Annotated in this window: 27 protein-coding genes; 19 read left to right on the forward strand and 8 right to left on the reverse strand. The window is 56.3% G+C overall.

What is annotated here, in order from left to right; translation table 11 throughout:
* The first annotated feature begins 9 nt into the window (after positions 1-9).
* Both xylB and xylA read left to right on the forward strand, forming a co-directional pair.
* Positions 10-1,524 (forward strand): xylulokinase, encoded by a 1,515-nt coding sequence (gene xylB, locus VNX88_10265; GenBank protein ID HWY69041.1) that lies wholly within the window; start codon positions 10-12, stop codon positions 1,522-1,524.
* A gap of 19 nt (positions 1,525-1,543) precedes the next feature.
* The gene (xylA, locus tag VNX88_10270; GenBank protein HWY69042.1) at positions 1,544-2,707 is read left to right on the forward strand and encodes a xylose isomerase; all 1,164 of its coding nucleotides are present in this window, start codon (positions 1,544-1,546) and stop codon (positions 2,705-2,707) included.
* A gap of 41 nt (positions 2,708-2,748) precedes the next feature.
* Here xylA and VNX88_10275 read toward each other — a convergent pair whose 3' ends face one another.
* Both VNX88_10275 and VNX88_10280 read right to left on the reverse strand, forming a co-directional pair.
* The gene (locus tag VNX88_10275) at positions 2,749-3,798 is read right to left on the reverse strand and encodes a methyltransferase (protein ID HWY69043.1); all 1,050 of its coding nucleotides are present in this window, start codon (positions 3,796-3,798) and stop codon (positions 2,749-2,751) included.
* 26 nt (positions 3,799-3,824) lie between these two features.
* On the reverse strand, positions 3,825-5,111 hold the full coding sequence (locus VNX88_10280; GenBank protein HWY69044.1) for an MFS transporter: 1,287 nt from the start codon (positions 5,109-5,111) through the stop codon (positions 3,825-3,827).
* Between the two features lie 343 nt (positions 5,112-5,454).
* On the opposite strand from VNX88_10280, the gene VNX88_10285 reads away from it, so the two are divergent.
* The 6 genes from VNX88_10285 to VNX88_10310 all read left to right on the forward strand — a co-directional run bounded on the left by VNX88_10285 (position 5,455) and on the right by VNX88_10310 (position 11,346).
* Positions 5,455-7,293 carry an ABC transporter ATP-binding protein gene (locus tag VNX88_10285; protein ID HWY69045.1) on the forward strand — a complete coding sequence of 613 codons (1,839 nt, stop codon included), beginning with the start codon at positions 5,455-5,457 and terminating at the stop codon, positions 7,291-7,293.
* Between the two features lie 27 nt (positions 7,294-7,320).
* A complete protein-coding gene (locus tag VNX88_10290; GenBank protein HWY69046.1) occupies positions 7,321-8,208 on the forward strand; it encodes a YicC/YloC family endoribonuclease in 888 nt (295 codons plus the stop codon).
* A 160-nt stretch (positions 8,209-8,368) separates the two neighbouring features.
* The gene (gene gmk / locus VNX88_10295) at positions 8,369-9,058 is read left to right on the forward strand and encodes a guanylate kinase (protein ID HWY69047.1); all 690 of its coding nucleotides are present in this window, start codon (positions 8,369-8,371) and stop codon (positions 9,056-9,058) included.
* A 12-nt stretch (positions 9,059-9,070) separates the two neighbouring features.
* Positions 9,071-9,292, forward strand: a complete 222-nt coding sequence (gene rpoZ, locus VNX88_10300) for a DNA-directed RNA polymerase subunit omega (GenBank protein ID HWY69048.1) — start codon at positions 9,071-9,073, stop codon at positions 9,290-9,292.
* 50 nt (positions 9,293-9,342) lie between these two features.
* Positions 9,343-10,563, forward strand: a complete 1,221-nt coding sequence (coaBC, locus tag VNX88_10305; protein ID HWY69049.1) for a bifunctional phosphopantothenoylcysteine decarboxylase/phosphopantothenate--cysteine ligase CoaBC — start codon at positions 9,343-9,345, stop codon at positions 10,561-10,563.
* A 6-nt stretch (positions 10,564-10,569) separates the two neighbouring features.
* The gene (locus VNX88_10310; protein ID HWY69050.1) at positions 10,570-11,346 is read left to right on the forward strand and encodes a uracil-DNA glycosylase; all 777 of its coding nucleotides are present in this window, start codon (positions 10,570-10,572) and stop codon (positions 11,344-11,346) included.
* On the opposite strand, the gene VNX88_10315 is transcribed toward VNX88_10310, so the two are convergent.
* Complete coding sequence (locus VNX88_10315; protein HWY69051.1) at positions 11,347-11,604, reverse strand: hypothetical protein; 258 nt, start codon at positions 11,602-11,604, stop codon at positions 11,347-11,349.
* 84 nt (positions 11,605-11,688) lie between these two features.
* Between VNX88_10315 and tmk the strand changes: the two genes are divergently transcribed.
* The 3 genes from tmk (at position 11,689) to VNX88_10330 (ending at position 14,274) form a co-directional block, all read left to right on the forward strand.
* Positions 11,689-12,360: a dTMP kinase gene (gene tmk / locus VNX88_10320; GenBank protein HWY69052.1), complete on the forward strand. Its 672-nt coding sequence runs from the start codon at positions 11,689-11,691 to the stop codon at positions 12,358-12,360.
* Positions 12,361-12,368: 8 nt separating this feature from the next.
* Entirely contained in the window at positions 12,369-13,463 is a 1,095-nt protein-coding gene (locus VNX88_10325; GenBank protein HWY69053.1) for a hypothetical protein, read from the forward strand.
* A 406-nt stretch (positions 13,464-13,869) separates the two neighbouring features.
* A complete protein-coding gene (locus VNX88_10330; protein ID HWY69054.1) occupies positions 13,870-14,274 on the forward strand; it encodes a hypothetical protein in 405 nt (134 codons plus the stop codon).
* Here VNX88_10330 and VNX88_10335 read toward each other — a convergent pair whose 3' ends face one another.
* Positions 14,275-15,339 (reverse strand): L-threonylcarbamoyladenylate synthase, encoded by a 1,065-nt coding sequence (locus VNX88_10335; protein HWY69055.1) that lies wholly within the window; start codon positions 15,337-15,339, stop codon positions 14,275-14,277.
* A gap of 119 nt (positions 15,340-15,458) precedes the next feature.
* Between VNX88_10335 and VNX88_10340 the strand changes: the two genes are divergently transcribed.
* Together VNX88_10340 and VNX88_10345 are read left to right on the forward strand one after the other, a co-directional pair.
* Positions 15,459-15,728, forward strand: coding sequence for an HU family DNA-binding protein (locus VNX88_10340; protein HWY69056.1), 270 nt, complete (start codon positions 15,459-15,461; stop codon positions 15,726-15,728).
* Positions 15,729-15,937: 209 nt separating this feature from the next.
* Entirely contained in the window at positions 15,938-16,948 is a 1,011-nt protein-coding gene (locus VNX88_10345; GenBank protein HWY69057.1) for a site-2 protease family protein, read from the forward strand.
* Between the two features lie 238 nt (positions 16,949-17,186).
* On the opposite strand, the gene priA is transcribed toward VNX88_10345, so the two are convergent.
* The gene (gene priA, locus VNX88_10350) at positions 17,187-19,679 is read right to left on the reverse strand and encodes a primosomal protein N' (GenBank protein HWY69058.1); all 2,493 of its coding nucleotides are present in this window, start codon (positions 19,677-19,679) and stop codon (positions 17,187-17,189) included.
* A gap of 328 nt (positions 19,680-20,007) precedes the next feature.
* Between priA and VNX88_10355 the strand changes: the two genes are divergently transcribed.
* Together VNX88_10355 and VNX88_10360 are read left to right on the forward strand one after the other, a co-directional pair.
* Positions 20,008-21,009: a histone deacetylase gene (locus VNX88_10355; GenBank protein HWY69059.1), complete on the forward strand. Its 1,002-nt coding sequence runs from the start codon at positions 20,008-20,010 to the stop codon at positions 21,007-21,009.
* 47 nt (positions 21,010-21,056) lie between these two features.
* The gene (locus tag VNX88_10360) at positions 21,057-21,221 is read left to right on the forward strand and encodes a hypothetical protein (protein ID HWY69060.1); all 165 of its coding nucleotides are present in this window, start codon (positions 21,057-21,059) and stop codon (positions 21,219-21,221) included.
* Positions 21,222-21,266: 45 nt separating this feature from the next.
* On the opposite strand, the gene VNX88_10365 is transcribed toward VNX88_10360, so the two are convergent.
* From VNX88_10365 to VNX88_10375, 3 genes are all read right to left on the reverse strand, one after another.
* Positions 21,267-21,566, reverse strand: coding sequence for a hypothetical protein (locus VNX88_10365; GenBank protein ID HWY69061.1), 300 nt, complete (start codon positions 21,564-21,566; stop codon positions 21,267-21,269).
* Positions 21,567-21,717: 151 nt separating this feature from the next.
* Positions 21,718-22,170, reverse strand: coding sequence for a PIN domain-containing protein (locus VNX88_10370; protein ID HWY69062.1), 453 nt, complete (start codon positions 22,168-22,170; stop codon positions 21,718-21,720).
* A complete protein-coding gene (locus tag VNX88_10375) occupies positions 22,161-22,382 on the reverse strand; it encodes an AbrB/MazE/SpoVT family DNA-binding domain-containing protein (GenBank protein ID HWY69063.1) in 222 nt (73 codons plus the stop codon). Before VNX88_10375 ends, VNX88_10370 begins: the two co-directional genes overlap by 10 nt.
* A 108-nt stretch (positions 22,383-22,490) precedes the next feature.
* Here VNX88_10375 and ffh point away from each other — a divergent pair, with 108 nt between their 5' ends.
* The 4 genes from ffh (at position 22,491) to VNX88_10395 (ending at position 25,205) form a co-directional block, all read left to right on the forward strand.
* Entirely contained in the window at positions 22,491-23,849 is a 1,359-nt protein-coding gene (ffh, locus tag VNX88_10380; GenBank protein HWY69064.1) for a signal recognition particle protein, read from the forward strand.
* Between the two features lie 98 nt (positions 23,850-23,947).
* The gene (locus VNX88_10385; GenBank protein ID HWY69065.1) at positions 23,948-24,352 is read left to right on the forward strand and encodes a hypothetical protein; all 405 of its coding nucleotides are present in this window, start codon (positions 23,948-23,950) and stop codon (positions 24,350-24,352) included.
* A gap of 145 nt (positions 24,353-24,497) precedes the next feature.
* Positions 24,498-24,746: a 30S ribosomal protein S16 gene (rpsP, locus tag VNX88_10390; GenBank protein ID HWY69066.1), complete on the forward strand. Its 249-nt coding sequence runs from the start codon at positions 24,498-24,500 to the stop codon at positions 24,744-24,746.
* A 159-nt stretch (positions 24,747-24,905) separates the two neighbouring features.
* On the forward strand, positions 24,906-25,205 hold the full coding sequence (locus VNX88_10395; protein HWY69067.1) for a KH domain-containing protein: 300 nt from the start codon (positions 24,906-24,908) through the stop codon (positions 25,203-25,205).
* Positions 25,206-25,304 lie beyond the last annotated feature (99 nt).

A 25,304-nucleotide genomic window follows, 5' to 3' on the forward strand; every position in this document is an offset into this window, starting at 1 on the left:
CTACGATCTGTGAACCTTCTGGGAATTGATGTCGGCACCGGTGGTACTCGCGCTCTACTCATCGACGAGAGCGGGCGCGTGCTTGCCTCCAGCACGGCCGACCATCGTCCCTTTGCCTCTCCGCAGACGGGTTGGGCTGAGCAGGAACCGCAGGACTGGTGGCGGGCGTGCTGCCAGGCTGTTCGTCAGCTTCTTTCCGAATCGGGAATCGCTGCTTCGAAAATCTCGGCCGTGGGATTCTCAGGGCAGATGCATGGCGCGGTTTTGCTCGATGAAAGCGGCAATCCTTTGCGTCCTTCTTTGATATGGTGCGATCAACGCACCGCGGCGGAAGCTGCAGAACTCACGCAGCGTATCGGCGCCGAACGGCTCATTCAGCTAACTTGCAACCCTGCGCTCACCAACTTCACCCTCACGAAACTTCTTTGGGTACGCAAGCATGAACCACAAATATTCGATAAGTTCCGCATGCTGCAGCTTCCCAAGGACTACGTGCGTTTGCGACTGACTGGTGAATACGCCATGGATATGGCAGATGCTTCGGGCACTCTGCTGCTGGACGTGGCGAATCGTCGCTGGTCCTCGGAGATGGCGACCGCCACCGGGATCAGCTTGACCGCACTGCCGAAGCTTTTCGAATCGTCGGATGTGTGCGGCGCGATATCGAAAGCCGGAGCCGAGCAGACTGGACTTGCTGCCGGTACTCCCGTGGTCACAGGCGCAGGGGACCAGGCGGCTGGTGCGGTAGGACTCGGAGTCGTCGCCCCAGGCGCGGTGCACGCAACCATTGGGACTTCCGGCGTTGTCTTTGCCTCGACGTCCAGTCCCAAAATGGATCCTCACGGGCGTTTGCACACCTTCTGCCATGCCGTGACAAATCGCTGGCACGTCATGGGAGTAACGCAGTCCGCGGGACTCTCGCTGCGTTGGTTCCGCGATCAATTCGGTGCTAACTCGTCCGGTGGCCGCGATCCGTACGACGTGCTCGCAGAAGAAGCCGCATCGGTGAATCCAGGCTCCGATGGAGTTCTTTGGGCGCCGTATTTGATGGGCGAACGGACACCGTACCTTGATCCGGAAGCGCGTGCTGCACTGATAGGCCTTGCGGCAAGTCATCGCCGCGCTCACGTCGTGCGAGCGATCATGGAAGGGGTCGCCTTCAGTCTGCGAGATTCATTCTCAATATTTGAAGCATTGCAAATGCCTGTTACGAACGTCCGCCTGGGAGGCGGAGGAGCGCGTTCGCCTTTGTGGCAGCAGATTCAAGCGGATGTCTATGATCGCAGCGTCGAGATTGTGGAAGCTGAAGAGGGAGCCGCTTACGGCGCTGCGCTCCTGGCAGGTGTTGGAGCCAAGATATGGAGCACCGTTGACGAAGCCTGCCGCAACGTCGTTCGCGTCAAGGCGAGGGTTGAACCAAATCGGGAGTCAGCTAAGATCATGCAGAGGCAGTATTCCGCTTATCGTCTTTTGTATCCGGCGCTGCGCCGAATCCGCGATGCGTACTCCAGTCAAAATGCCTAACAATCTCTAAGGAGACTTCATGCCCAGCAGTGATTACCAGCCAAAGCCCGAACACAAGTTCTCCTTTGGATTGTGGACCATCGGAAACCGTGGGCGCGACCCTTTTGGCGAGGCGGTCCGGCCGACGATTCCGCCGAACGATATCGTTGCTCTGCTGGCCGAGGTTGGAGCGTGGGGCGTGAATCTTCATGACAACGATCTCGTCCCGATCGATGCAACGAGCAGCGAGCGCGATCGCATTGTGCGCGAATTCAAATCGGCATGTGAGCGCCACGGCATCGTGGTGCCCATGGCCACTGTGAGCCTTTTTTACGATCCCGTATTCCGCGATGGTGCGTTTACGGCTAACGATCCTGACGTGCGGGCTTACGCGGTGCAAAAAACCATGCGCGCGATGGACCTCGGCGCTGAGCTCGGAGCCAAGATCTTTGTGCTCTGGGGCGGACGCGAAGGAACCGAGACTGACGCTTGCCGCCGTCCCGATCAGGCGGTGAAGAACCTGCGCGAATCCGTCAATTATCTTTGTGAATACAGTATCGACAAGAAATATGGATTCAAGTTTGCACTCGAAGCCAAGCCCAACGAGCCGCGCGGCGACATTTACATGCCCACAACAGGGGCATACCTCGGGTTCATAGCCACTCTCGATCATCCCGAAATGGTTGGCGTAAATCCTGAGGTTGCGCACGAGCACATGGCTGGACTTAATTTTGTGCATGCCGTAGCGCAGGCATGGGAGGCAGGAAAGTTGTTTCACATCGATCTCAACGACCAATATCCCGGACGCTACGACCAGGACCTGCGCTTCGCGTCGGCAACACCGAAAGCAATGTTTTGGCTAGTCAAGTTTCTCGAGGACGTGGGCTACGATGGCCCACGGCACTTTGATGCCCACGCTTATCGCACTGAAGATATCGCCGGAGTGAAGGACTTCGCGCGCGGTTGCATGCGTACCTACCTCATCCTGAAGGAAAAAGCCAAGCACTGGAACGCGGACAAGGAAATTCGCGAGATTCTAGCCGAGGTGAACGGATCTCCCTCCGGTCATGTCGGGAAATATTCCAGCCAGAACGCGAAATCTTTGCTGAGCAAATCTTTCGATCGCGCAGCACTATCTAAGAAAGGTCTGCAATACGAGCGACTTGATCAGCTTACGATCGATGTTCTCTTGGGGGTGCGTTAGGAAGGCGATACTCTGAATGCAACTTGCCGAAGGTCGGCTACCTACACTGGCAAGGCCTCCATTACGTTGAAGTCGCTCGCCGTTCTCGCCACGTCATTCAGGCGAAAGCCTGCGCTCGACAGTAACGCGCTGTACTCGGGAATCGTTCTCTCTTTGCCACCTGTCAGAACCATCATTGTGACGTCTGTGAACTTGCTTCGCGATGGCGAACTGTCCTCCGGCAAATTGAACTCGACCAGCAGCAGGGCTCCGTTCTTGGGAACTGCGCGCCGGCACTGGCTCAGGATGCGATGTGCATCCTCGTCGTTCCAGTCATGGATGACGCTCTTCATCAAATACGCTCGGCAGCCCTTGGGAATATTTCGGAACAGATCGCATGGTTCCATGGTGCTTCGCTTCTCCAGTGCGCCGGAGAGGAAGCCACGTTCGCGCGCACGCTTCAACACATGCTGCTGATCGGCGAGCACACCTCGTAGAGATCGATGAGCGCGGAGAATTGCGGCAAGCAGCACTCCATTTCCGCCGCCGACATCCATCAGGCGTTCCCATTTTGAGAAGTCGTAAGCACTCGCGATCGTAGGGGCAACGATTGCCGAAATATCCGTCATGGCATCGTCAAAAATGCGCGCGGTTCCTGGATTTCGCTCTAGGTACTCCCATCCATCCATTCCGAGCACCTTCGCTCTCCCAGGCTCTCCGGTACGGACGCTGTGCAGAATTTCTCCGAAGGATCGATAAACGAAATCCGTCCCTCGAAATCTTCCCATCGAACGCAGCGAACCTGGCACATCTGAGCGAAGACAGTTCGACACCTCAGTGTTTGCGAATGTGCGGGGCGCCGTTTCGGTGAAGATTCCCTGGCTGGCCAGCAGGCGCAGGACGCGAAAGAGCGCGTCCTCGTCGAGTCTGAGTTTCTTGGCTATGTCCGGAGTTGACTGTGGTCCCGAGACCAGCAGATCGGCGACTCCGAGTTCTGCTACCGCAAACACACATTGGTGGAGGGCTAAGCTCTCCAGCATAATCCGAAGCAGCGGGCCGGAATGTGGCGAGGGGCTACTTTGTCCTGAGGCGGGTTGTGTTTTCGTCGCCATCCAATCCTCTCACCGTGACCTTGATCCTACGATGCCGCTGCGGACAGCCTCCTGGCAATATCTGTATCACTTGGCTCCCGCACGGCATACCGGTATGGGCCAAGGCGACTGAACAAAATGATAGCGACACAAATCGCCACTAGGAAACCTTGCAACGGCAGCGTGTAGGACCCGGTTCGGTCGAAGCCAATGCCCATGATTAGTGCGCCGCAACCCCCGGCGAGGACGAAGGCGCCGAATGCATAGCCATAGATTTCACCAAAGGACTTAAGGCCGAAGTAGCGGCTGGTGAGGTAAGCGATGATGTCTCCTTCAGCTCCCATTCCGAGACCAACCAGGAATGCGCCGACAAAAGTGGAGATCCCGTGTCCAAACAGGAGCAGGAGAATCCCAATTGCGGATCCGCTCGAAAAAGCGACCGCAAGCCGCGGACCGAAATAGCGATCCAAAAGGAAACCGGAACCTCCTCGACCAAGCAGCAGACCTGCGCCCGCAACAGAGCTTGCCAGTGCCGCGGTCTGAGCCGTAATCCCCCGATCGGTAAGCATGGCCGAAAGATGAATCACACATGCGTGTACGCTTGCGCCGAGGAGGAAGTACGCAGTTACCATTAACCAAAACGTTCCGGTTGCGCGGGCCTCACGCCAGCTCAGACCATCTACGACGGCCTTTTTGGTCAATGTCGGAGTAGACGGAACGCCATCGGGCAGAAGTCCCATTTCGGCGGGATCATCTTTCAGCAGAGGGGCGACCACGGGCAGAGCGATCACAAGCATTGCAACGCCATAGAGTGCATATGCGGCGCGCCAGCCGAATGCTGCGATCGCACGCTGTATCACAGATGGCATTGCCGTCGCACCGACGCCTACTCCTAGCATCATCACCGCTAGAGCTGAGCCCCGACGTCGATCGAACCAGCGCGTGATCACGCTCGAATACGCTATCGGCCCACAGCCGATGCCGATGAAAGCGCCCAAGATATTGAAGACATAGACGCCACGAACGCTGCTAGTTAGAAAGCGATTGCCAATCATCAGGGCTGCGAAAACTACAGTCGCCGGCAGGATTACTTTTCGCGCACCTACGCGATCCACGAGGCGTCCCATGAGCGGGCATGAAAAAGCAGATACGAGATTATGCAGCGTAAATGCGAGCGAAATCGCAGAACGACTCGTATGAAAGTCTTCAGTCAGCGCCTTTAGGAATACTGGAAAAGAAAAGACAAGAATCGGCGGACCGCCAAGGCAAAGGCCGATAGCCGCTGCGATTGCCAGCCACCATCCATAGAAGATCGGCCGCCGGTACCTACTCATACGAGAATCCTGAGCGAAGATGCTTACTTAGGGTCGAAAAGCATACTGCAACGCCTAGTTACTTGGAAGACAAAACGAAACCCGCGTGGAGATCTGTATATGCGGCAGTCTTTCTGGCCTATTGGTTGCTATCGTGTCGCGGACTGTCGCACCTCCCGATCACGACACCATCCGGTTCAGGGAAGCGCAGGAGTGTAATGCGAAACACTCCCGCACCATTAAGCATTGCGGAAGACCTTCTTTTAAGCCATGCTAGGCGCCAGACCCACCGCGACTCGAGCACTATTACAATAAGGATTCACGACCGCCTGGCCATTTGACTTACGACCCTTTGAAACCCGTGATGCATGGGCGTCGCCTTCTGCGACTGCTTCATTACGTGCGTCCATATTGGCTAGCGATTCTTGCATCTGTCGTTCTGCTTGCGGCCGTCGGCTTGCTCGACGCCTTTCGCGTGATGCTGATTCGGCCGATCTTTGATCGCGTGCTGAATCCTGATTCTGTGGGCCGAGATGTCCTGCTGTTCCAGCTTCCAGGGCATGGGCCAATCTATCTACATCAGTTCCTTCCCTCCCAATTCCACAATGCCTGGACGATGGTGGCTGTCGCGCTGGTAGGTGCCACGATCATTAAGGCACTCTGCGACTACGCGGGCACATACCTGGTGAGCTATGCCGGGTTTGGCATGATTACCGACCTGCGCAATGAGCTTTACGATTCGATCCTGCGGCGCTCGGTGAGGTTTTTCTCCAAGCACTCAACTGGGACTCTGCTATCCACCATCATTAACGACGTGGAGCGCGTGCAGTACGCGATGTCCTCTGTATTGGCCGAGTTTCTGCAGCAGTTTTTTACCCTCATATTTACAGTTGGCGTCGTCATCGTGTTTGGCGGAAAGCTCGCTTGGGTGTTGTTGTTATTTGTGCCAGTTGTCATCACATCAGCGCGCCGCATCGGGCGCAACGTACGACACACTACTAGAAGAGGTCAGGACAAGCTTGCCGAGATTCAACACCTGCTGCACGAGACCATCGCGGGAAATCGAATCGTAAAAGCCTTCAATATGGAGCTTTGGGAGACGATGCGATTTCGCGGTGCCTCTCGCCGGCTCTTCCGTGCCAATCTGCGATCGGTGAGCGCGCAGGCGATCAGCTCGCCGCTCATGGACGTGATTGGGGCTGTCGCGATCGCCCTCCTGCTATTGCTCGGCCGAGACCAGATTCGTCATCAGGCGTTCACCCAAGGCGCTTTCCTTACTTTCATCGTCGCAGTGTTTAAGCTTTACGATCCCGTGCGCAAGTTTGCGCAGTTCTATAACAATTTCCAGCAGGCGCTGGGAGCCTCATCGGCGATCTTCGACTTCATGGAAGTGGAAGACGATGTTAAAGACAAGCCGAACGCCATCAATCTGCCCGCGTTCAAGGAGAGTATTCGTTTTCAGGATGTAGATTTCTCGTATGACGACGAGGAGGGATCGCATCAGGTTCTGCGCAACATCAATCTCGACGTCAAAGCCGGAGAGATTGTGGCCATCGTCGGGCCCAGCGGAGCTGGAAAGTCGACCATCGTGCGTCTGCTGCCTCGATTTTTCGACGTAAACGCTGGAAAGATTCTCATCGATGGGCACGACGTTCGTGACGTAACTGTCCGCTCACTGCGCAGCCAGATCGGGATGGTTACGCAGGAGACGGTACTGTTCAACGATACGGTGCGCAACAATATCGCCTACGGACGTCCGAATATTCCTCAAGAGCAAGTGCAAGCGGCGGCGAAGGCTGCTTTGGCTCACGACTTCATTATGCGTATGCCTGCCGGATACGACACGGTGATTGGCGAGCGCGGAATGCGGCTCTCCGGGGGCGAACAACAACGAATTTCAATTGCGCGGGCAATTCTCAAGAACTCTCCGATCCTGATTCTTGACGAGGCGACCTCCGCGCTCGATGCTGAATCAGAAGCCCTGGTTCAGACTGCGCTCCAGAACTTGATGCAGAATCGAACGGCATTCGTCATCGCTCATCGTCTCTCCACGGTGCGCAGCGCAGACAGGATTATCGTGATGGAGAGTGGCGCCATCACCGACATTGGATCGCATCATGAACTGCTGCAACGCTTCGGAACTTATCAGCGCTTGTACAATCTTCAATTCGTTGAAATCGATAACGTCGCGGTTGTGAAGTAACTTCGCTCGCGAGGAGCTCTGCCAGGAATGCCTGTCCGATCAATGACCGGATACGCTCAGCTTACCCATCAGGTGAACGACCGGACGTCGTTTTCTTTGAGCCTGAAATCGGTGAACCACCGCTTTCTTGACCTGCATTTTCGCATTCCGGTCGAAACGACGCCGCTGGAACTGAAGATGCGCCGCATTCTCAAAGAAAAAATCGCGCGCGGACACATTGAAGTAGCACTCTCCCTGCAGCAGGGAGATGCCGGTGGTTTTCAGTTGAACCATGCTTTAGTCGAGGGCTATGTGCGGGCTTTTCAGGAAGCAGCAGAGCGGTTGGGTATTGTGGCGCAACCGGATCTCAACGTTATTCTTCGCACCCCGGGAGCACTCTCTGGAGATTCAACCACTCTCGATGAAGCAACTGAACAAGTCATTCTGGAGCAATTGCAAAAGTTAATCGAACGTCTGAATCACATGCGCGAAGAGGAAGGGCGCGGAGTCGACCGGGAACTGCGCGAGCGCATGGAAGGCTTATCACACGCGGTCAGCGAGATTGGGAAGTTGCGAGCGTTGGTCTCACGCGCTTATTTGGAAAAAGTGCAATCGCGCATGAACGAGCTGATCGCGGGCCATATCGATCCGGATCGTGTACTGCAGGAAGCCGCAATGCTTGCAGAGCGTAGCGACATCCAGGAGGAAGTTGTCCGGCTCGAGAACCACATCAAACACTTCTACTCGCTGCTTGACTCCGGCGGCGAAGCCGGCAAGAAGCTGGACTTCCTCCTGCAGGAACTGAATCGCGAGGCCAACACTCTTCTTTCAAAGACAGCCGGAGTGGCTGGCGAAGGCCTGCGCATTACGGAATTGGGACTGCTAATGAAGTCAGAGATTGAGAAAGCAAGGGAGCAAGTGCAGAACGTGGAGTGAGAAAGAAATCGGGTGATCGGGTGATCGGGTGAAGTGTTAGAGATTTCAACTTCCGCCACATCCTACCCTTTATTGATCTCGGCTTTGGGTTTTCACTTCAGCCGATTATCCGATGACCCGATCACCCGATTCAACAAATGTCCCGTTAATCGCAAGTTGCATGGCAGGCATCCTCTACATCATTTCCGCACCCTCCGGATCGGGCAAATCCACGCTAGTGAATGAGCTGCGTTCGATTGTCCCAAATCTGGATTTTTCGATCTCTTACACAACGCGACCTCCGCGCGGAAGCGAGCAGAATGGGCGCGAGTATTACTTCGTCTCGCGGCCGGAGTTTGAGCGCATGATTGCCGAAGACCAGTTTCTGGAGCATGCCGAAGTCTTCGGGCACTACTACGGGACGGCTCGCCGCTTTCTTGAGGACGCAAAGGCCAGCGGCAAGGATTTGTTACTCGACATTGACGTGCAAGGCGCAGAGCAGGTGCGTAAGAAGGTCCCCGACGCGGTCAGCATTTTCGTAATGCCGCCAAATCGGGAGATTCTCGAGCGTCGCCTGCGTCGGCGCAGCCAGACAGAAAAGATGGACCCTAAAGTAATAGAGCGAAGACTTGAAAACGCGGAGAAGGAGATTGTGAATTACAAGAAATACGGCTATATTCTCGTCAACAAGATCCTGGAAAGAGCAGTGGACGAGTTGAAGGCCATTGTCCTTTCCGAGCGAACGCGTCGCTCAGGAAAGGTGCTCACCTCGGAAGATCAGGAACTGGCTCGCATCGCTGAGGGATGTTTGCTGGCCAGAAGTCACGAGAAAGTTCAGCCCGTTCTGCAATCGTTCAGGACCAACCTCTGAGGTACATCAGGAATGGAACCCACGAAAGAGTTCGATAGCAAGTATCGGTACATCCTCGTCGCGGCCCGGCGAGCGCGCCAACTCCAGGGAGGCGCCAGTGCGCTCGTCGAAACCGACTCGCGCAAGGCCTGTCGGATCGCTCAGGACGAGATTCAGGCTGGCAAAGTAGGCTACGTCGTGCCCGATCCTGTAGCGCCAGTGCAAGCCGCCCCTCCCGAACCAAAGGAAGACTAGATTCCTTACTTCCAACCTGAACGATGGCGCCTTCCGACTACAATAGTCGTATGAAGGTTGCGTTTGGTGTGTGCGGCGGTATCGCCGCATATAAGGCGTGCGAAGTAGTCCGCTTACTTCAGGACGCAGGCATCCGCGTGCAGGTGGTCATGACTGCTGCCGCCCAGGAGTTCGTGCGTCCACTCACCTTCGCCGCGCTTTCTGGAGAGAAAGTTATCACTGGTCTGTGGCAGTCTGGCGGCGAGCAGCCGAATCTGGACTCAGCCGTAGAACACATCAGCGTCGCTCAATCAATTGACGCGCTAGTTGTCGCGCCCTGCACAGCAGATACTGCCGCCAAATTCGCGCACGGACAGGCGGACGACTTTCTTTCGACTCTTTACCTTGCCACGCCTGCTCCGGTGATCATTGCGCCCACAATGAACGTCGAAATGCTGAATCATCCGGCAACGCAAGCGAATTTGGAAACTCTGCGCAAACGTGGCCTGCACATCGTCGAGCCGGGCAGTGGATACCTCGCTTGCGGCATGGTTGGTGCAGGACGCCTTGCCGAGCCGGAGGAGATTGTTGCCGCGGTGCTGGCGACGCTCGGAGTCGTGCGCGACCTTGCAGGCGAGACGGTGCTTATCACTGCAGGTCCGACGCGAGAGCCAGTGGATCCAGTGCGCTTTCTGGGCAATCGTTCCAGCGGGAAAATGGGATATGCGCTGGCCGAAGCAGCTCTTCGTCGTGGAGCAAAGGTGATTCTGGTTTCAGGACCAGTTGCATTGGAACCGCCAGTGGGCGCGGACGTCGTGCAAGTGCAGACGGCTGAAGAAATGCGCAACGCGGTGCTTTCACGAGCATCCGAGGCCAAAATAATTATCGCGGCTGCGGCTGTGGCTGATTTCCGTTTGCGCAAAGCGTCAGAACAAAAAATCAGGCGCAATGGCCCAATGTCGCTCGACCTGGAGCCCACGCCCGACATACTCGCCGAGGCTGCCGCCCGTCGTCATCCGAATCAGGTGCTCATCGGTTTCGCTGCTGAGACACAAAACGCGATCGAGAATGGACGCGCCAAGCTCCGCAAGAAGGGAATCGATGCCATCGTGGTTAACGACGTATCGGACCCGGAAATTGGATTTGATTCAGAGCGCAACGAAGTCACAATCCTTACCGCCAACGAAGAGATCGCAATCCCGCGGGCAGAAAAGTCGAAAATAGCTCATCGCATCCTCGATGCCGTGCTAAAACTGAAGACGCGCTCGGGCAAGCCTGTGCCTGCTCGCTAGACTTTCATGACAAACGGTGCGGAGCTCCAAAAACAGTTCGCAGAACGTGTGCGTTTCTATCGCGAGCTAGGCATTTACGATTTCTATCGCCGACAATCAGCAGGCGTCGCATCACACACACTAGAGACGCAGCAAGCTGCTTCTTCACCATCCAGCGCGAGTTCGGCATCGCCATTCGACACGAGAACTGAAGAACAAATGACTCCTGAAAAAGCTCTGCGGTTAATCCGCGAAGACCTCGGCGATTGCACTCGCTGCGTCCTGCACAAGCAAGGACGCAAACAGATTGTGTTCGGCGTGGGGAATGCGCGGGCCGACATCATGTTTGTGGGCGAGGGGCCGGGAGCGGACGAAGATCAGCAAGGCGAGCCGTTTGTTGGCCGCGCCGGTCAGCTGCTAAACAACATGATCACTGCGATGGGGATTCGTCGCGAGGATGTCTACATCGCCAACGTCGTCAAGTGCCGGCCGCCCGGAAATCGCACTCCGGAACGCGAAGAGTGCGACACGTGCTCTCCATTTCTAATGAGGCAAATTGCGGCGGTGAAGCCGAAGATCGTCGTCGCCCTTGGAGCGGTCGCTGCCAAGACGCTTCTCGGAGTCAACGATGCTATGGTGAATATGCGGGGGCGAATCTACGACTTCAAGAACACCAAGCTCGCCGTAACCTACCATCCGGCGTATCTGCTGCGCGATCCGCGCCAGAAGAAAGAAGCTTGGAAGGACCTGCAGATGGTAATGAAGTATCTGGGCATGCCGATACCTCAGACCGCGATGAGCTAACTACTTGGTCTTCGGTTTCTTCTGCTTGGGCGAACTTTCGCCCAGCCGGCCGCTGACGCTAGCCAACACTTTCTGAAACGCTTCCTGTGCGCTCATTTCCTTACGCCCACCCTTGTTCTTGCGGTACTTGTGCTCGAAGCTGCAGGTGCGGCAGCGGACTTTCTGGACTTCGTCTCCGGCCATCACAACCACGGAATGATCGGTCGTGCGCTGACAACGCGAGCAATAATCGTCGATATCATCACCGAGCCTTGGCATAAGCGACCTCCAGGCCGAGTATTGATCGCGCGAATACTAGCACGGCCACATCCCGCCATAGCAAGCAACTGCTAGACTCTAGCCATGCCCGGTAGGCGCGGACTCTTTATTACTTTCGAGGGCCTTGACGGCTCCGGGAAGAGCACCCAAATTACGCGCCTCGCCGAGACACTTACCGCGCGCGGCCTCGACGTTCTGGCAACTCGAGAACCCGGCGGAAGCGCAATTGGAGAGCGTATTCGCTCCATCCTGCTGGACTCTCGCACTTCAGGCCTGTCCCCGCTCGCCGAGCTGGCGTTAATGTTCGCGGATCGCGCGCAGCACGTTGAAGAAGTGATTGAACCAGCGCTCAAGGCTGGAAAAACCGTGATTTGCGACCGCTACACCGACAGCACGGAAGCCTATCAAGGCTTCGGTCGCCGACTCGGATCGCAGGTTGTCCTCGATTTGCACCATACGCTCTGCCACGACTTGTGGCCCGATTTGACACTGCTACTCGAGTCTGAACTGGATGCAAGCGTTGCCCGCGCGCGCAATCGCAATCAAAGCTCGCAGTCGTCTGAGGGACGCTTTGAAAGTGAAGACGCTGCCTTCTTCCGGCGCGTTCATCAAGGATTCAATGAGATCGCACGCCGCGAGGCTAATCGCATATCGAGAATTCCCGCCGGCACGATCCAGAACGTGGAAGGCGAGATTCTGAGAACCGTGGAGAGCCGTTTCCCACAGCTTGCAAACCGCGCAGCGGCCGTTAAATGAGTTCAATCGTGTCCTTCCAGAATTTTCACGGCAACCACGAAACCACTACCCGCATTCGCGAGATGCTCGGACGCGACCGCCTTCCTCATGCTGTGATCATCTCCGGACCCGAAGGAGCGGGGAAGTACAAGCTCGCGCAGATGATCGCGAAGACGCTGAACTGCCTCGAACAGCCAATCAGCGAAGGTTTGCCTGATTTTTGTGGACGCTGCAGCAACTGCACACGCATCGGGCAGGCCGACGATCTTGAAGCAAGGTTCGGCGAAGCGGTTGAGACTCGTGAGGCAATGCGCGAAGCCGACAAGCGCGAGGCGCGCATTCTCATCCAGACGCATCCTGAAGTGATCGTTGTCCCTCCCGATCCACCGCAGATGCTGGTCAAGGTGGGCCAGGTGCGGCTCGTGATTGATTCGATTTTCTACAAGCCGGTCGAGGCCCGCCGTAAGGTTGTCATCTTCACTGAGTCGTCGTTCATGAAGGAAGCTGCGAATTCACTGCTGAAAGTTCTTGAGGAACCTCCGGAATATGCGACTTTAATTCTCCTGACGACCAATCCCGGAGAACTGCTGCCGACCATCCGTTCGCGCTGTGTAACCTTCACGCTGGGAGCGTTGCCTGTCGGCGAATTGGACGAGGCGCTCAGTACGTCCCGAAAAGACCTCAAGCCAGCCCAACGCGAGCTTGTGGCGCGGCTGGCGAACGGCGCTATGGGACGCGCACTCAGCTTCAAACTCGAAGAGTACATCGAGGCCCGAGCCAGTGCCCTCACCATGCTTCGGAGCGCCATTACGGGAAATGATCACACCGACCTGTTCAAGATCACAGAAACCTATCGCGCCGGCGCCGAGGGCCGCGATAAGACCGATCAATTGCTGCGTACGTTGTACGCGCTGCTCGAAGACCTGCTGATGCTGAAGTCTGGAACTCCCGAACTGGTACGGAACACAGATATTCGAGGTGAACTCGGCAGGCTGTCGCAGTCAGTAGACTTCGATTGGATCCTGACTGCATCCCAGCGCCTCGCGGAGGTAGAACGAGGCATGAGAAGGAACCTTCTGCGCTCGCTGTCACTGGATGCGTTTGCGACTTCCTTAGAGCGCTAGCTTTAGTCTCTTCTTGTCATTCCGAACCGCCGGTTTGTGGCGGTGAGGAATCCCTATAAGCACGAGCATTTCAATACGTGCGACTCTTCTGCAGACTGTGCCCGTGTAGCCGCAAGCTGCAATATTTGCTGTTCTCAACCAATCGACAATAACGAAGTCCGTAGGGATTCCTCACCGCCACAAACCGGCGGTTCGGAATGACAAGAAGAAGACTCCGTGTCTCCGTGGTGAATTGACCGCTTTGCGCGGCGGCGAGAGCCTGTGATAGGGTTAGCGCAACTCAGACCGCTTTGAATCCAGCCTTTCGGAAGTTTCTCGCGCTATCGGCCTGTTCGATCTTGACCTTCGGCGCATGTTGGCACTCAAGCCGGTTCTAACGCAGATATTGTTGGGTTAAACACCTCGTATGAAAGATTCAGGCAATTCCGCGGCAGTCGGACGAGCGCCAGAACTCGCGCCAGAAGCCGACGATTTTGTAAACCGCAAACTGATCCGTCCGTCCCTGTCCCTGCCACGGCGCTCAGATCCCAGCAGCGAGAGGCCCCTTACCAGCTCTGAGCAGCGCGTGCCGAAGCGCGCGAATGCGATCGAGCAGACCCATGCTGAGGCTTTCTATTTTCAAAAGCAGATGGCGAGCCGTACGCCGATGGTGGTGGTGCTCAAGGATGGCGAAGAAGTGCATGGCTGGATCGATTGGTACGATCGCAATTGCATCAAGATCAATCGCAACGGCCATCCCGGCGTGCTGATCTACAAGCAAAGCATCCGCTACATGTTTAAGGCGGGCGAGAACAGCAACGGAAAGCGATAATCACCGAGCTGCGCGAAGCAGTCGATCACGCAGCGCTAATCCGAGGCCATCAGCGGACGGCAATGGGCACACAATCACGCTAACCCCAGGTTTATCCAAGTAGCGAAGTCCAGCAAATAAATTGTGAGCGAGCTGCGCGTAATCGCTCCACGATCCCCAATCGAAGATCACCAATCCCCCACGCGAGAGCGACTGTTGGTCGAGCCAGTCCTCGGGGACCATTGCGCCCACGTAATCGCCATGGTCGCCTAGGTTCGAGACTTGTTGCTCGAGGACTGCGCGGAACCCCTCTGGCGTTCCCTCCACCAGCATCAACTTTGCTTGCGGTGCGTAATGGCGCGCCGCCAGACCTGGCGAGGCCAGAGCCTGCGGAGCTTCATTCGCGGGAGCCGAATAGACCTCGATCGGGCCCAGCAAATCTTCAAGCTGCTCACGGGTGATCCCGCCGGGGCGAAGCAGGAGAGGCGGCGTTCGTAGCGGGTCAAGTACCGTGGACTCCACTCCGATTTGAGTTGGGCCGGAGTCGAGTACGGCGTCAATGCGTCCTTCGAGATCACGAAGCACATGCTCCGCTGTTGTTGGGCTGGTGCGTCCAAAGCGATTCGCGCTGGGCGCAGCGAGGGGTAACCCCGCACTGGCAATAACAGCGTGCGCAACTGGATGCGCGGGCATGCGAACTGCCACGGTTTCGCGTCCAGCAGTGACGGCCGGCGGAAGTTGCGGGTGCCTCCTTAGCAGCAAGGTGAGAGGTCCGGGCCAGAAGCGATCCGCCAACGTCTTAGCCTTCTCCGGGAAATCAGCAGCTATTTGCGAAATCATTTCGGAATTGGCTACGTGCACAATGAGCGGATCCCAAGCGGGCCGTTCTTTGGCTTCAAAGATGCGCGCGATGGCTGCGGGGTCGAGAGCATTGGCCGCCAATCCATAGACAGTCTCCGTTGGAATAGCGACAAGACCGCCATGCTTGAGGATCGCGGCAGCTTCAGCAATAGCTGCATCTTCGCTTGCGGCGTTCTCAGCGGGAACCTTGAGGTGAATAGTCTTCACTCGGAAGAGAATAAACAATTCAGCCTGAGTGTTTGCTCAGGTCTTGATTTGATAATGTTGCGCGTTGACATTGCCGCGCCACTCCTCTAGCATCTGCCTTCAATTGTTTGGGATACAAAGCCTCTGCGGAGCTGATCGTGATCAAACTCGACATCATCAACGAAGTCGTGAATAAGACGGGCATCACCAAAACGAAAGCTGAAATGGCTGTTGAGACCGTCTTCGAGAGCATGAAGAAGGCTTTGTCGCAGGGCGATCGCATCGAACTGCGCGGCTTCGGAGTGTTCAACGTGCGTCCCCGCAAGACCGGCATCGGCCGCAACCCGCGCACAGGAGCCGAGGTCAGCATCCCGCCGGGCAAGGCTGTGCGTTTTAAACCGGGCAAAGAGCTGCAGTCCATCGACTAAAGACCCCGTTCCAACAAACCAACATTATCGAATTTGTGGCACAGCCGCCCGCGGCTGTGGCGCGGGGATGTGTGTCGTTCAAACCGTGACATTCCGCAACGATTTCCTACGTATCAGGCTCCGGGGGGCCGAAAGACGCACAGCCCAGTGGCATAGCCTGGGTAGGCTTTTCTCGATCAAGATGGGAGAATGAATCTTGGTCTTATTGAATGTCTGATTCCGGTTATCCCATAGAAGTCCTCGAGCCAGCGCCTCGGCCGCATGAAGTACACATCATTCTTCCTTTGCGGCGAAGATATTGGCTGCATCTGCTGTTGTTTGTTGCCACCATCTTCACGACTCTTATCGTCGGAGCGCGGCTGCAGTACAACTTTGTTCAAGGTTTGCCGCAGTTCCATTCCGATGCCGATTTGTTTCCTCTACGTTGGGCCCTGCAGAATCCTGGGAACCTTGTTTTAGGCATACCGTTCAGCGTGACTTTGCTGGGAATTCTGCTCGCCCATGAGATGGGGCACTTTATCTACGCCCAGCGGAACAACGTTTACGCGACTCTGCCGTTTTTCCTTCCAGCGCCCACACTGATCGGGACTCTTGGTGCCTTCATTCGCATCCGCTCTCCAATCAGGACACGGGCTGCGCTGTTCGACATCGGCATCGCAGGCCCCATCGCCGGATTTGTCGTGGCATTGCCGGTTTTGGTCGGAGCATTAATGGCTTCTCGGCCTGCCGCCGCACAGCTGAGCGACTCTGGCCTTGTGCTGGGTTTTCCTCTGGTTTTCCATCTCGCATGGAAGCTTCTGCATCCTCAAGGCGCTCTGCAATTAGCGCAACTTAGTCTCTCGCCCGTGGCAATCGCGGCTTGGGTGGGAATGTTTGCCACTTCTCTGAACCTGCTGCCCGGCGGACAGCTCGATGGCGGACACATCGTCTACGCGCTGTCGCCGCGGTCTCACAAACTTGTCTCGCGGCTAACGATGGTGGCATTAGTTCCCCTGGGCATCTTTTGCTGGGCGGGATGGTTGATCTGGGCTCTCTTGTTGCTCGTAAGCCTGATGCGCCATCCACCTGTACCGGAATACCCGCCATTGGATCGAAAGCGGAAGCTGCTCGCCTGGTTCGCATTCCTGATGTTTGTGCTAACTATGTTGCCGACTCCGTTTTCCCAAATCGACCCGGAGCGCGGAGTGCAGCCTGCAGGCGTGTGGCAGATGCTGCATTAAGCTCTCTCCGACGAATAATTCGCGGAAACCTCTTTGATACTGTCATCCCTCGCGCCGCAGCGAGTCCAATTTCCGCGTTCACTCTTCGTATTTGCGGCGCAGGGGATCTGCTGTTGCCGACGGATAAAAAAGCAGATCCCCGGGCCGCATCTGCATTTAGGGCATTTGCGAAGGCGACGCTGCGGCCCGAGGGATGACAGTGTTTGGTAGATTGGTTGACGTCAAATTAGCCGAAGGCTCACATCAGTGACTGCGGATCCACATCGACGATGATGCTCGTTCGCGGCACGTCCTCGGCAATTGCATTCGTAATTAGTGAGCGTAAGGTTCCGTTGAGCTTCTCGCGGCTGGCAGACTTCAGGATGAAATGGTAGCGATAATCGCGCTTCAGGCGCGAGAGTGGAGCAGCGGCCGGGCCCATCACGCGGACGCCTTCCATGCGCGTGCCCTCTACCCAGCGATGTACGATGCCTGCATAGCGCATTGCATGATCAAGCTTATCGCTGCGAAGCAAAACATTAGCCACGCTAGTGAACGGCGGATAGTGCATCCATTTTCGGTAGCGAAGCTCCTGCTCGTAGAAGCCGAGATAGTCGTGCAATGCGGCGTAACGAATCGCGTAGTGCTCGGGGAAGTAGGTCTGGAGGACGACTTTACCCGGGCTCTCACCTCGTCCGGCCCTGCCAGCTACTTGCGTTAGCAATTGAAACGTCCGCTCAGCGGCGCGGAAGTCCGGAAGCCCGAGAGCGAAGTCGGCTCCGACTACGCCGACAAGAGTGACGCCATGAATGTCGTGTCCCTTGGCGATCATTTGCGTGCCCACTAGAAGGTCGAGTTCACCGGCGTGCAGCTGGTTCAGGACGCGTTCGAAGTCGTGTCGGGTGCGAACTGTGTCACGATCAAGCCTTCCGATCCGAGCGCTCGGGAATGCCTCCTGCAAGGCTTCTTCGATCTTTTCGGAGCCGGCGCCAAGAAAGTAAAGGTGCTCGGCTGAACACTTAGGACAGATCTTCGGAACCGCAGCACGATAGCCGCAGTAGTGGCACTCCAGTCGCTGCCCCGCAGGCACTCGCCGCGCAAGTAATGCGAGGGATATTACGCCTTTGTGATGAGTCAGGGAAACGGCACAGTTGATGCACTGGAGCGTCTCGCCGCAAGAACGGCAGAGCACCACAGCCGAGTATCCACGCCGGTTCAGCAGAATGATGACCTGCTCGCGGGCCTCCAACCGCTCGCGAACTTCTTCGACTAGCTTTCGTGAGAAAAACTTCTCCTCGCCCATTTGTTGGAACTCAAGGCGCATGTCGAGGACTTCCACTTCGGGAAGCGGGCGTTGTTGAACGCGTTCGCGCAACTCGATGAGCCTGTATCGTCCTTGCCGCGCATTGTGATAGGTCTCGAGCGCAGGAGTAGCGGACGCTAGCACAACCGCAGCTGCCGAAAGTTTGCCGCGCATGATGGCGACATCGCGTCCGTTGTAGCGGGGCGTTTCTTCCTGCTTATAGGAGGAGTCATGCTCCTCGTCGACGACAACAAGGGCGAGGTCTTTTACCGGGGCGAAGACCGCCGAACGTGTCCCCACTACAATGCGGGCATCGCCGCGATGAATGCGGTGCCATTGTTCCGCCCGCTCGTCATTTGTAAGGCCAGAATGCAGAATCGCAACCTGGTCTCCGAATATACGATGCAGGTTGGCAGCCGCGGCAGGCGTGAGTCCTATTTCGGGAACGAGGAGAATCGCGGAGCGTCCCTGGGCAAGGACGGATTGCATGGCAGTCAGGTAGACTGCGGTTTTTCCCGACCCGGTGACTCCATGCAGCAGGCTGACCGAGAAGCGTCGCTCCTCGACGCTGGCTTCGATCGCGTCCAGCGCGCGAGTTTGAGCGGGACTGAGATGCTCGCGTGCATAATGTGCGGAGGATGCCGGCAAAGTCGTGACCCGAAATTCGGCCGGCCTCTCCTCGATCTTGACCAGTCCGCGACGGACGAGAGTACCGAGAGTTGTCCGCGGAACGTCAAGACCATTCAGCTCTTCGACCGTTACTGTGCCTGCAGATGCTGCCAACCTACTTAGCAGCGCTTCCTGATTCGGATTCAGCTTGCGTCCTGAACCTTCCTGTGCTGATGGCAGGACAAGTTGCGCGATCTTCACCGTTCGCCGGGCATCGCGTGTCGAAGTTATGTCCTCACGAACAATCCAGCGTTTGGACTGCAGTCCACGTAGGACCTCGCGAGTCGCTCCAGCAGCGCTGCGTAACGCGTTCTCCCTCGCGCTGTCGATTTGTGACAAGTAGTCGAGTACCTGGTATTCGACCATCTGATCGGCTATTGGCTTTTTCGAGCGACCCGAGTTACCGCTTTGTGCAGAGTCGTAGAGCGCATTTCGTCCAGCCTCAGTGATGCTGTATCTCCAGTCGCGCTTCACTTCAGCCTGCAACGGCAACATCGCGCGCAGGACTTCACCGATCGGTGCGATGTAGTAATTCGAGATCCATTCCGCAAGTTGCATGAGCGGAGGATCAATCAGTGGTTCGGCGTCGAGGACCGAATGAACCGTCTTAGCCTCAACGCCCGGCGGCTGATCGTGTAATGCCGTCACGACGCCCGGCAGTCGGGATGTACGGAAGGGAACCAGCACACGGCCGCCGACCACAGGTGTCTGCCCGTTCACGCGATAGGTGAAGGTCATCTCCAGAGGTACCGGCAAGGCTACATCGCAAAAATCAGGCATCGGGTAAGAGCTACTGTAAACCTATGTTGGTGTTGTGAGCGAAGAACAACGGCAAAGGCAACTACTCACGCAGATGAACGCAGATTGACGGATTCACGCAGATTTTTTTTGCGGATTACTTCAAAGGAGCGCGGTATGTTCCCACTCTTGTGCCCTGTGCTGAACTGTCGCTCGAAGCGAACAGCGAAATCCACCAACGAGCTTTTTGCTCAGCCCTCATCCATCTGCGTGAATCCATAAATCTGTGTTCATCTGCGTGAGTAGTTGCGTTTGGTTCTAGGCGCGCGCTTGAAATGCGAAAGCTACAATAGCCTCCGGAAGTCCACTCATGCGTCTCCCGTTCCGCCTTGTCTACAGCAAGGATTACTACCTCCCGATTGGTGCCCACGTCTTTCCGGCACAAAAGTACCGGATGATTCACGACCGTCTGCTCGAAACCGGGGAAGCTGACGACAGCGACTTTATCGAGCCGGCTCCTGCCTCTGACGATGATGTTCGCCTGGTACACGGCGCCGGGTATGTAGACCGCCTGCTGCACGGAGAGTTGAGTTCCTACGAAGAGATGCAGATGGAGTTGCCGTACTCACCGCAATTGGTAAAGGCGTTCTGGCTGGCTGCCGGCGGTTCCATTCTCGCGGCTGAGACGGCTCTTGCCGAAGGTGTTGGCGTAAACATCGGCGGCGGATTTCACCATGCGTATCCCGATCACGGCGAGGGCTTTTGCATGATTCATGACGTCGCCGTCGCCATCCGCAAAATGCAGAAACTCGGCCGAATTCGGCGTGCCATGACGGTTGACTGCGATGTGCACCACGGCAATGGCACCGCCGCGATCTTTCCGCCAAAAACTCAGAAGGCGAAGCCGCTGCCCAGCCTTTCTGCGGCCAAAGTAAAGGCCCAGGTCAGCACGACCACTTCGGTGGCGGACGAAGACGAGGTCTTCACCATCTCGCTGCATCAGCAGAACAACTACCCGGCCTATAAGCCACCCTCTTCGATTGATGTGAACCTGCCCGATGGGACCAGCGACTCGGAGTATCTCGCCTGGCTCGATCAATCGTTGAGCTCCGGATTACGTCAGTTCTCGCCCGACCTGCTCTGCTACGTAGCTGGAGCCGATCCGTACCGCGAGGACCAGCTTGGCGGGCTAGCCCTTACGATTGAAGGGCTGAAGCAAAGGGATGAGTTAGTCTTTAAGGTGGCTGAGGCCCGGGGTATCCCGGTGATGGTTACGTACGCTGGAGGATACGCGCGCAACGTGCAGGACACAGTCACAATCCACGTGAATACAATTCTCGCCGCAAAGGCAATCTGGGGAAAAGAAGCATGATTGAAGTACGACGCTGCCTGTTCTGATTTGACCTGCGCCGCGCGGCCGTGAGCCTGCGCAAAGCAGCAGCCGAAAAAGGAATCGAAGTGAAGGTGCGTTCAGGTCCGCCTGGGCAGCTCCAGATCTTCCGCGATGGAGCCAAGTTATTCGACTACAAAGAAACAGGCGACCTTCCTGAAACGGGAAAGCTTCTGCAGTTAATAGTCACGTAGCCGAAAACGAGTGCGCCGGGCGAGGCGCCCGGCGCTCCAGAGTACTCAGTGATGATCGTCATGATCGTGATCATGATCATGGCGATACGTCCAATAGGTTCGTTGTTCCTTCTTCTTCAGCTTCCCGTAATCACGATATTCGCGGCCATTGTGGGTTCGAGAGTACCAATCGCGATATGTTCGATCCTCATCACCGTTCCAATTGTGGTAATCGTGGCGATAAGGATCGTAAACCCGATGATCCTTGTCGTGATCGCGATCGTCAGGGCGTGCGTACATTGCAACAGGCGCGATAAGGACGCCTGCTAAGAGCAGCGAGCTAGCATTACGAAGCAACCGTGTCATGAATCCTCCGTGCGTTCAAACATCTGCTGTGTAGACCATGATGTGATGCGTGGCGCTCGGAGAGATTCATCTGGCGGGTGCAACTCTTAAACTTTCTTAACATATGGAATTAAGATTCTTTCCTCGTGAGCTACCGGGAATCAGCAAACCGTTAGAGTAGTTCGTTTAGAACCAGAGTCTCGAAGGATTTCACCCGTTGGAAGACGTCGTTATTCGTAATCAGCCCAGTAGCTCTGCTTTGAACCGCAGCCGCTGCCAGGATTGCGTCGGGCGTTTTCAGGCGATGAAGAGCTCGAATTCTAGCAGCGAGATCCGCAACTTCGAGCGTCGTGGCAATCCATTCCAGCTTCGGATAAGTTGACAACAAACTCGAGAAGGCATCCGCGCGTTTTTTGTCGACTTCACGATAAGGCTGAACCAGCAGTTCAGTCATCGTAAGCGTCGACGTAAGAGCTTGATTGCCGCTCTGCTCCAGCCAAAGGAACGCTTGATCGGTGAACGTGACGTATTTCGGGTGTTCTTCCAACTGATATATGAATACGCTGGTATCGAGTGCTATGCGATGATGGCGATTAAGAAATGAACGCAGACGATCTAATCCCAATCGTCGCGCTCCTTCTCAAGATAGTCGCTCGGGTAGACTCCTCGACCGAGACCGCGAATCGCCTTGCGGTACGACTTAGGTTTGCGCAACACCAAAACTCGGTCACTGCGCACAACGACCAGAATTTTGTCTCCTGGCTTGAGCCCCAAAGCTTCACGAGCCTCGCGAGGAATCACAATCTGATTTTTTGCTGAAAGTGTCGCTTCCGCCATGCTTTACATTATAACAAGAAGTAAAGCGGCCCTCCTCCGGTGCAGCCAAACGGTTAGCAAGCGAAATGTTCGACAAATTCGAGAGCGTTTAGAATTAGGTCTTGTCCTATGTTTGAGAATCTCTCCGAAAAACTTCAACGAACCTTTAAGAACCTGCGCGGGCAGGGGCGCCTTACTGATGAGAACATGGAGGAGGCGCTGCGCGAGATTCGCCTGGCGCTGCTTGAGGCCGACGTTAACTTCAAAGTCGTCAAGGAGTTGATTGACCACATTCGCGAGAAGGCCGTCGGGTCGGAGGTAATGCTGCAGATTTCGCCGACCGAGCAAGTAGTCAAGATCGTTCACGACGAGCTGGTCGCGATCCTGGGCAAGGACACGGCCAAGATCAAGTTTGCATCGCAGCCGCCCACCGTTGTCCTCATGGCCGGCTTGCAGGGCTCGGGCAAAACCACTTCTTCGGGAAAGCTGGCGCAGTGGTTCAAAAAGGGTGGACACCGCCCCATGCTGGTGTCGGTAGACGTGTACCGTCCGGCCGCCCGTGAGCAGTTGAGGGTTGTCGCTAACGCGATCGGCGCGAATATCTATGAAGGCAAGGTTGACGGCGAGGCGTCCACCGCTGTGGTCGAGCGCCTGGCGAAGGAAGCTCGTCGCGAGGCGCAGAACTCAGGCTGCGATGTACTCATTGTCGATACCGCCGGTCGTCTACACATCGACGATGAACTGATGAACGAAATGCAGCTTCTGAAGAAGCTTCTGACTCCGCAGGAGATCCTGTTCGTCGCCGACGCGATGACCGGACAAGACGCGGTGAACTCCGCAAACGAGTTTCACAAGAAGCTCAGCTTGACGGGCGTAATCCTCACAAAGATGGATGGCGATGCCCGTGGTGGCGCGGCGCTCTCGATCCGTAACGTCACCGGACAGCCGATCAAGTTCCTGGGTGTTGGTGAAAAGTACGACGCGCTCGAGCCCTTCCATCCGGATCGCATTGCTGGCCGCATTCTTGGCATGGGCGACATTCTGTCGCTGGTCGAGAAAGCACAGGAGAAGCTGGACACGAAGAAATCCGAAGAGTTCGCTAAGAAGGCGCTCAGCGGCGATGGCTTCTCTCTTGAGGATTTTCGCGAGCAGCTGCGGCAGATCAAGAAGCTAGGCTCGCTGCAGAGCATCGTCAAGATGCTGCCCAGTGTTGGTCCCTTCGCCGGAATTCAGGGAATGGCCGATAAGGTCGACGACAAAGAGTTGAATCGCGTGGAAGCCATCATCAACTCGATGACGCCGTATGAACGCGACCATCACGAAGCGATCAACGGCAGTCGCCGCAAACGTATTGCCCGCGGCTCTGGCACCACGGTCCAGGAAGTGAATCAATTGCTGAAGCAGTACGCCATGATGAAGAAGCAGTTCAAGAGTCTGAGCAAAGGTGGCGGATTCTCGCGGAGGCTCGCGGGAATGCGCTTCCGATGAGAACTTTTCACCACGGAGACACGGAGTCACGGAGAACGGCCCAAACCAAAGGCGTCCAAGATACATCTGCGTCGGCGTTTTAGTTCATCAACAGCATCGTGAGTGCGGATCCAATCAACGACGAGCGAACCTTCGACGATGCAGCCCTCAAGCATTGGGAGCTACTCGGGATCGAGCTTCGGCAGGACGTTGACAAGTTCAACCGTGACCAGGGAGGCTCGGCCGCTTTTAACCAGGCGGGCTCGACCGAATACGCGGTCAGCAGCCCCGATTCAGGTCTCGAGGTCCGAATCGCAGCCGACACCGAGAACCACATCATCCGCTATGAATTTGTTCGGATGAACGACAACAGTGCTGGAGCCCCTGAAGGCGGCATCCTGTCTATGCGTGCAGGGCGAGACGGGGTGGAGTTCTTCTCGGCGGACGAACCAGTAACGCCGTCCGAGGCCCGAAGCTTGCTTTTGGACCCAGTTCTCAATCCACCGGGCTCAAAAGCTGCCTGACTTAACGTACCGCTCCGCAGGTTACTCTAAACTTGTAACTTTTCCTGAAGATACGCCATAATCAATAGTCCGGCTGCACCACTGTCCGAATTACGGACAGGCATTCCCGCAGCCTAAGCAGGAAAGGAAATAAACGTCAGTGTTAATGATTCGTCTAGCGCGCGTTGGTGCGCGCAAGCAGCCCTATTACCGTGTAGTCGTGATCGACAAAGAACGCGCTCGCAACGGACGCGCGCTGGAAGTAGTCGGTCTGTACAATCCGCGAACCAGCCCCGCGACGGTGGATTTGAAGCGCGAACGCATCGATCACTGGGTTTCAAAGGGCGCTCAGGTGTCTGAAAGAGTGGGGAAACTGATGTCGAAGGCCACCGCTCCGGCGGTAACCGCGGCCTAAGGTACGCAATCGTAACGCGCAGTCATTCGGTTGAACAGAAAGCTGGGCTAGTCCCCCGACTCCTAATCATGCTGCGACTCGCTAAGTTTAGCGGGTGCGGGGGGTTGTACTTCCAGGTGAAAGTCGGGTGGCCCGAGGCCGCCCATATGGGAGTCGATTATGCCGACTGAGCAGGGCGGAGACGTGCGAGCGCTTGTGTTGGATATTGCGAAGGCTCTGGTCGATGAGCCCGAATTGGTTACCGTTGAGGCTATCGAGGGCCCGGAAAGCACTGTGCTGGAGCTTCGGGTAGCCCAACGTGATCTCGGCAAAGTAATTGGCAAGCAGGGGCGCACGGCACGCTCCCTGCGAACCATTATCGGTGCGGCGAGTATGAAACTGCACAAGCGCCATAGCCTCGAGATTATCGAGGACGGTCTCCCGGGTAGCGCGCAGCCGGGACTGGCCAGCGGAGCTTAAGCCGATAGGGAAGGGTTCATTGCCGGGCGAAAATTCCGTGATCGTTTCCTGTTGTTCTTTTGAATCCTCCGCTTTATGCGGCTAAATGGTTTGTTGATA

Source organism: Terriglobales bacterium (assembly GCA_035567895.1).
GTDB lineage: Bacteria > Acidobacteriota > Terriglobia > Terriglobales > Acidobacteriaceae > Gp1-AA112.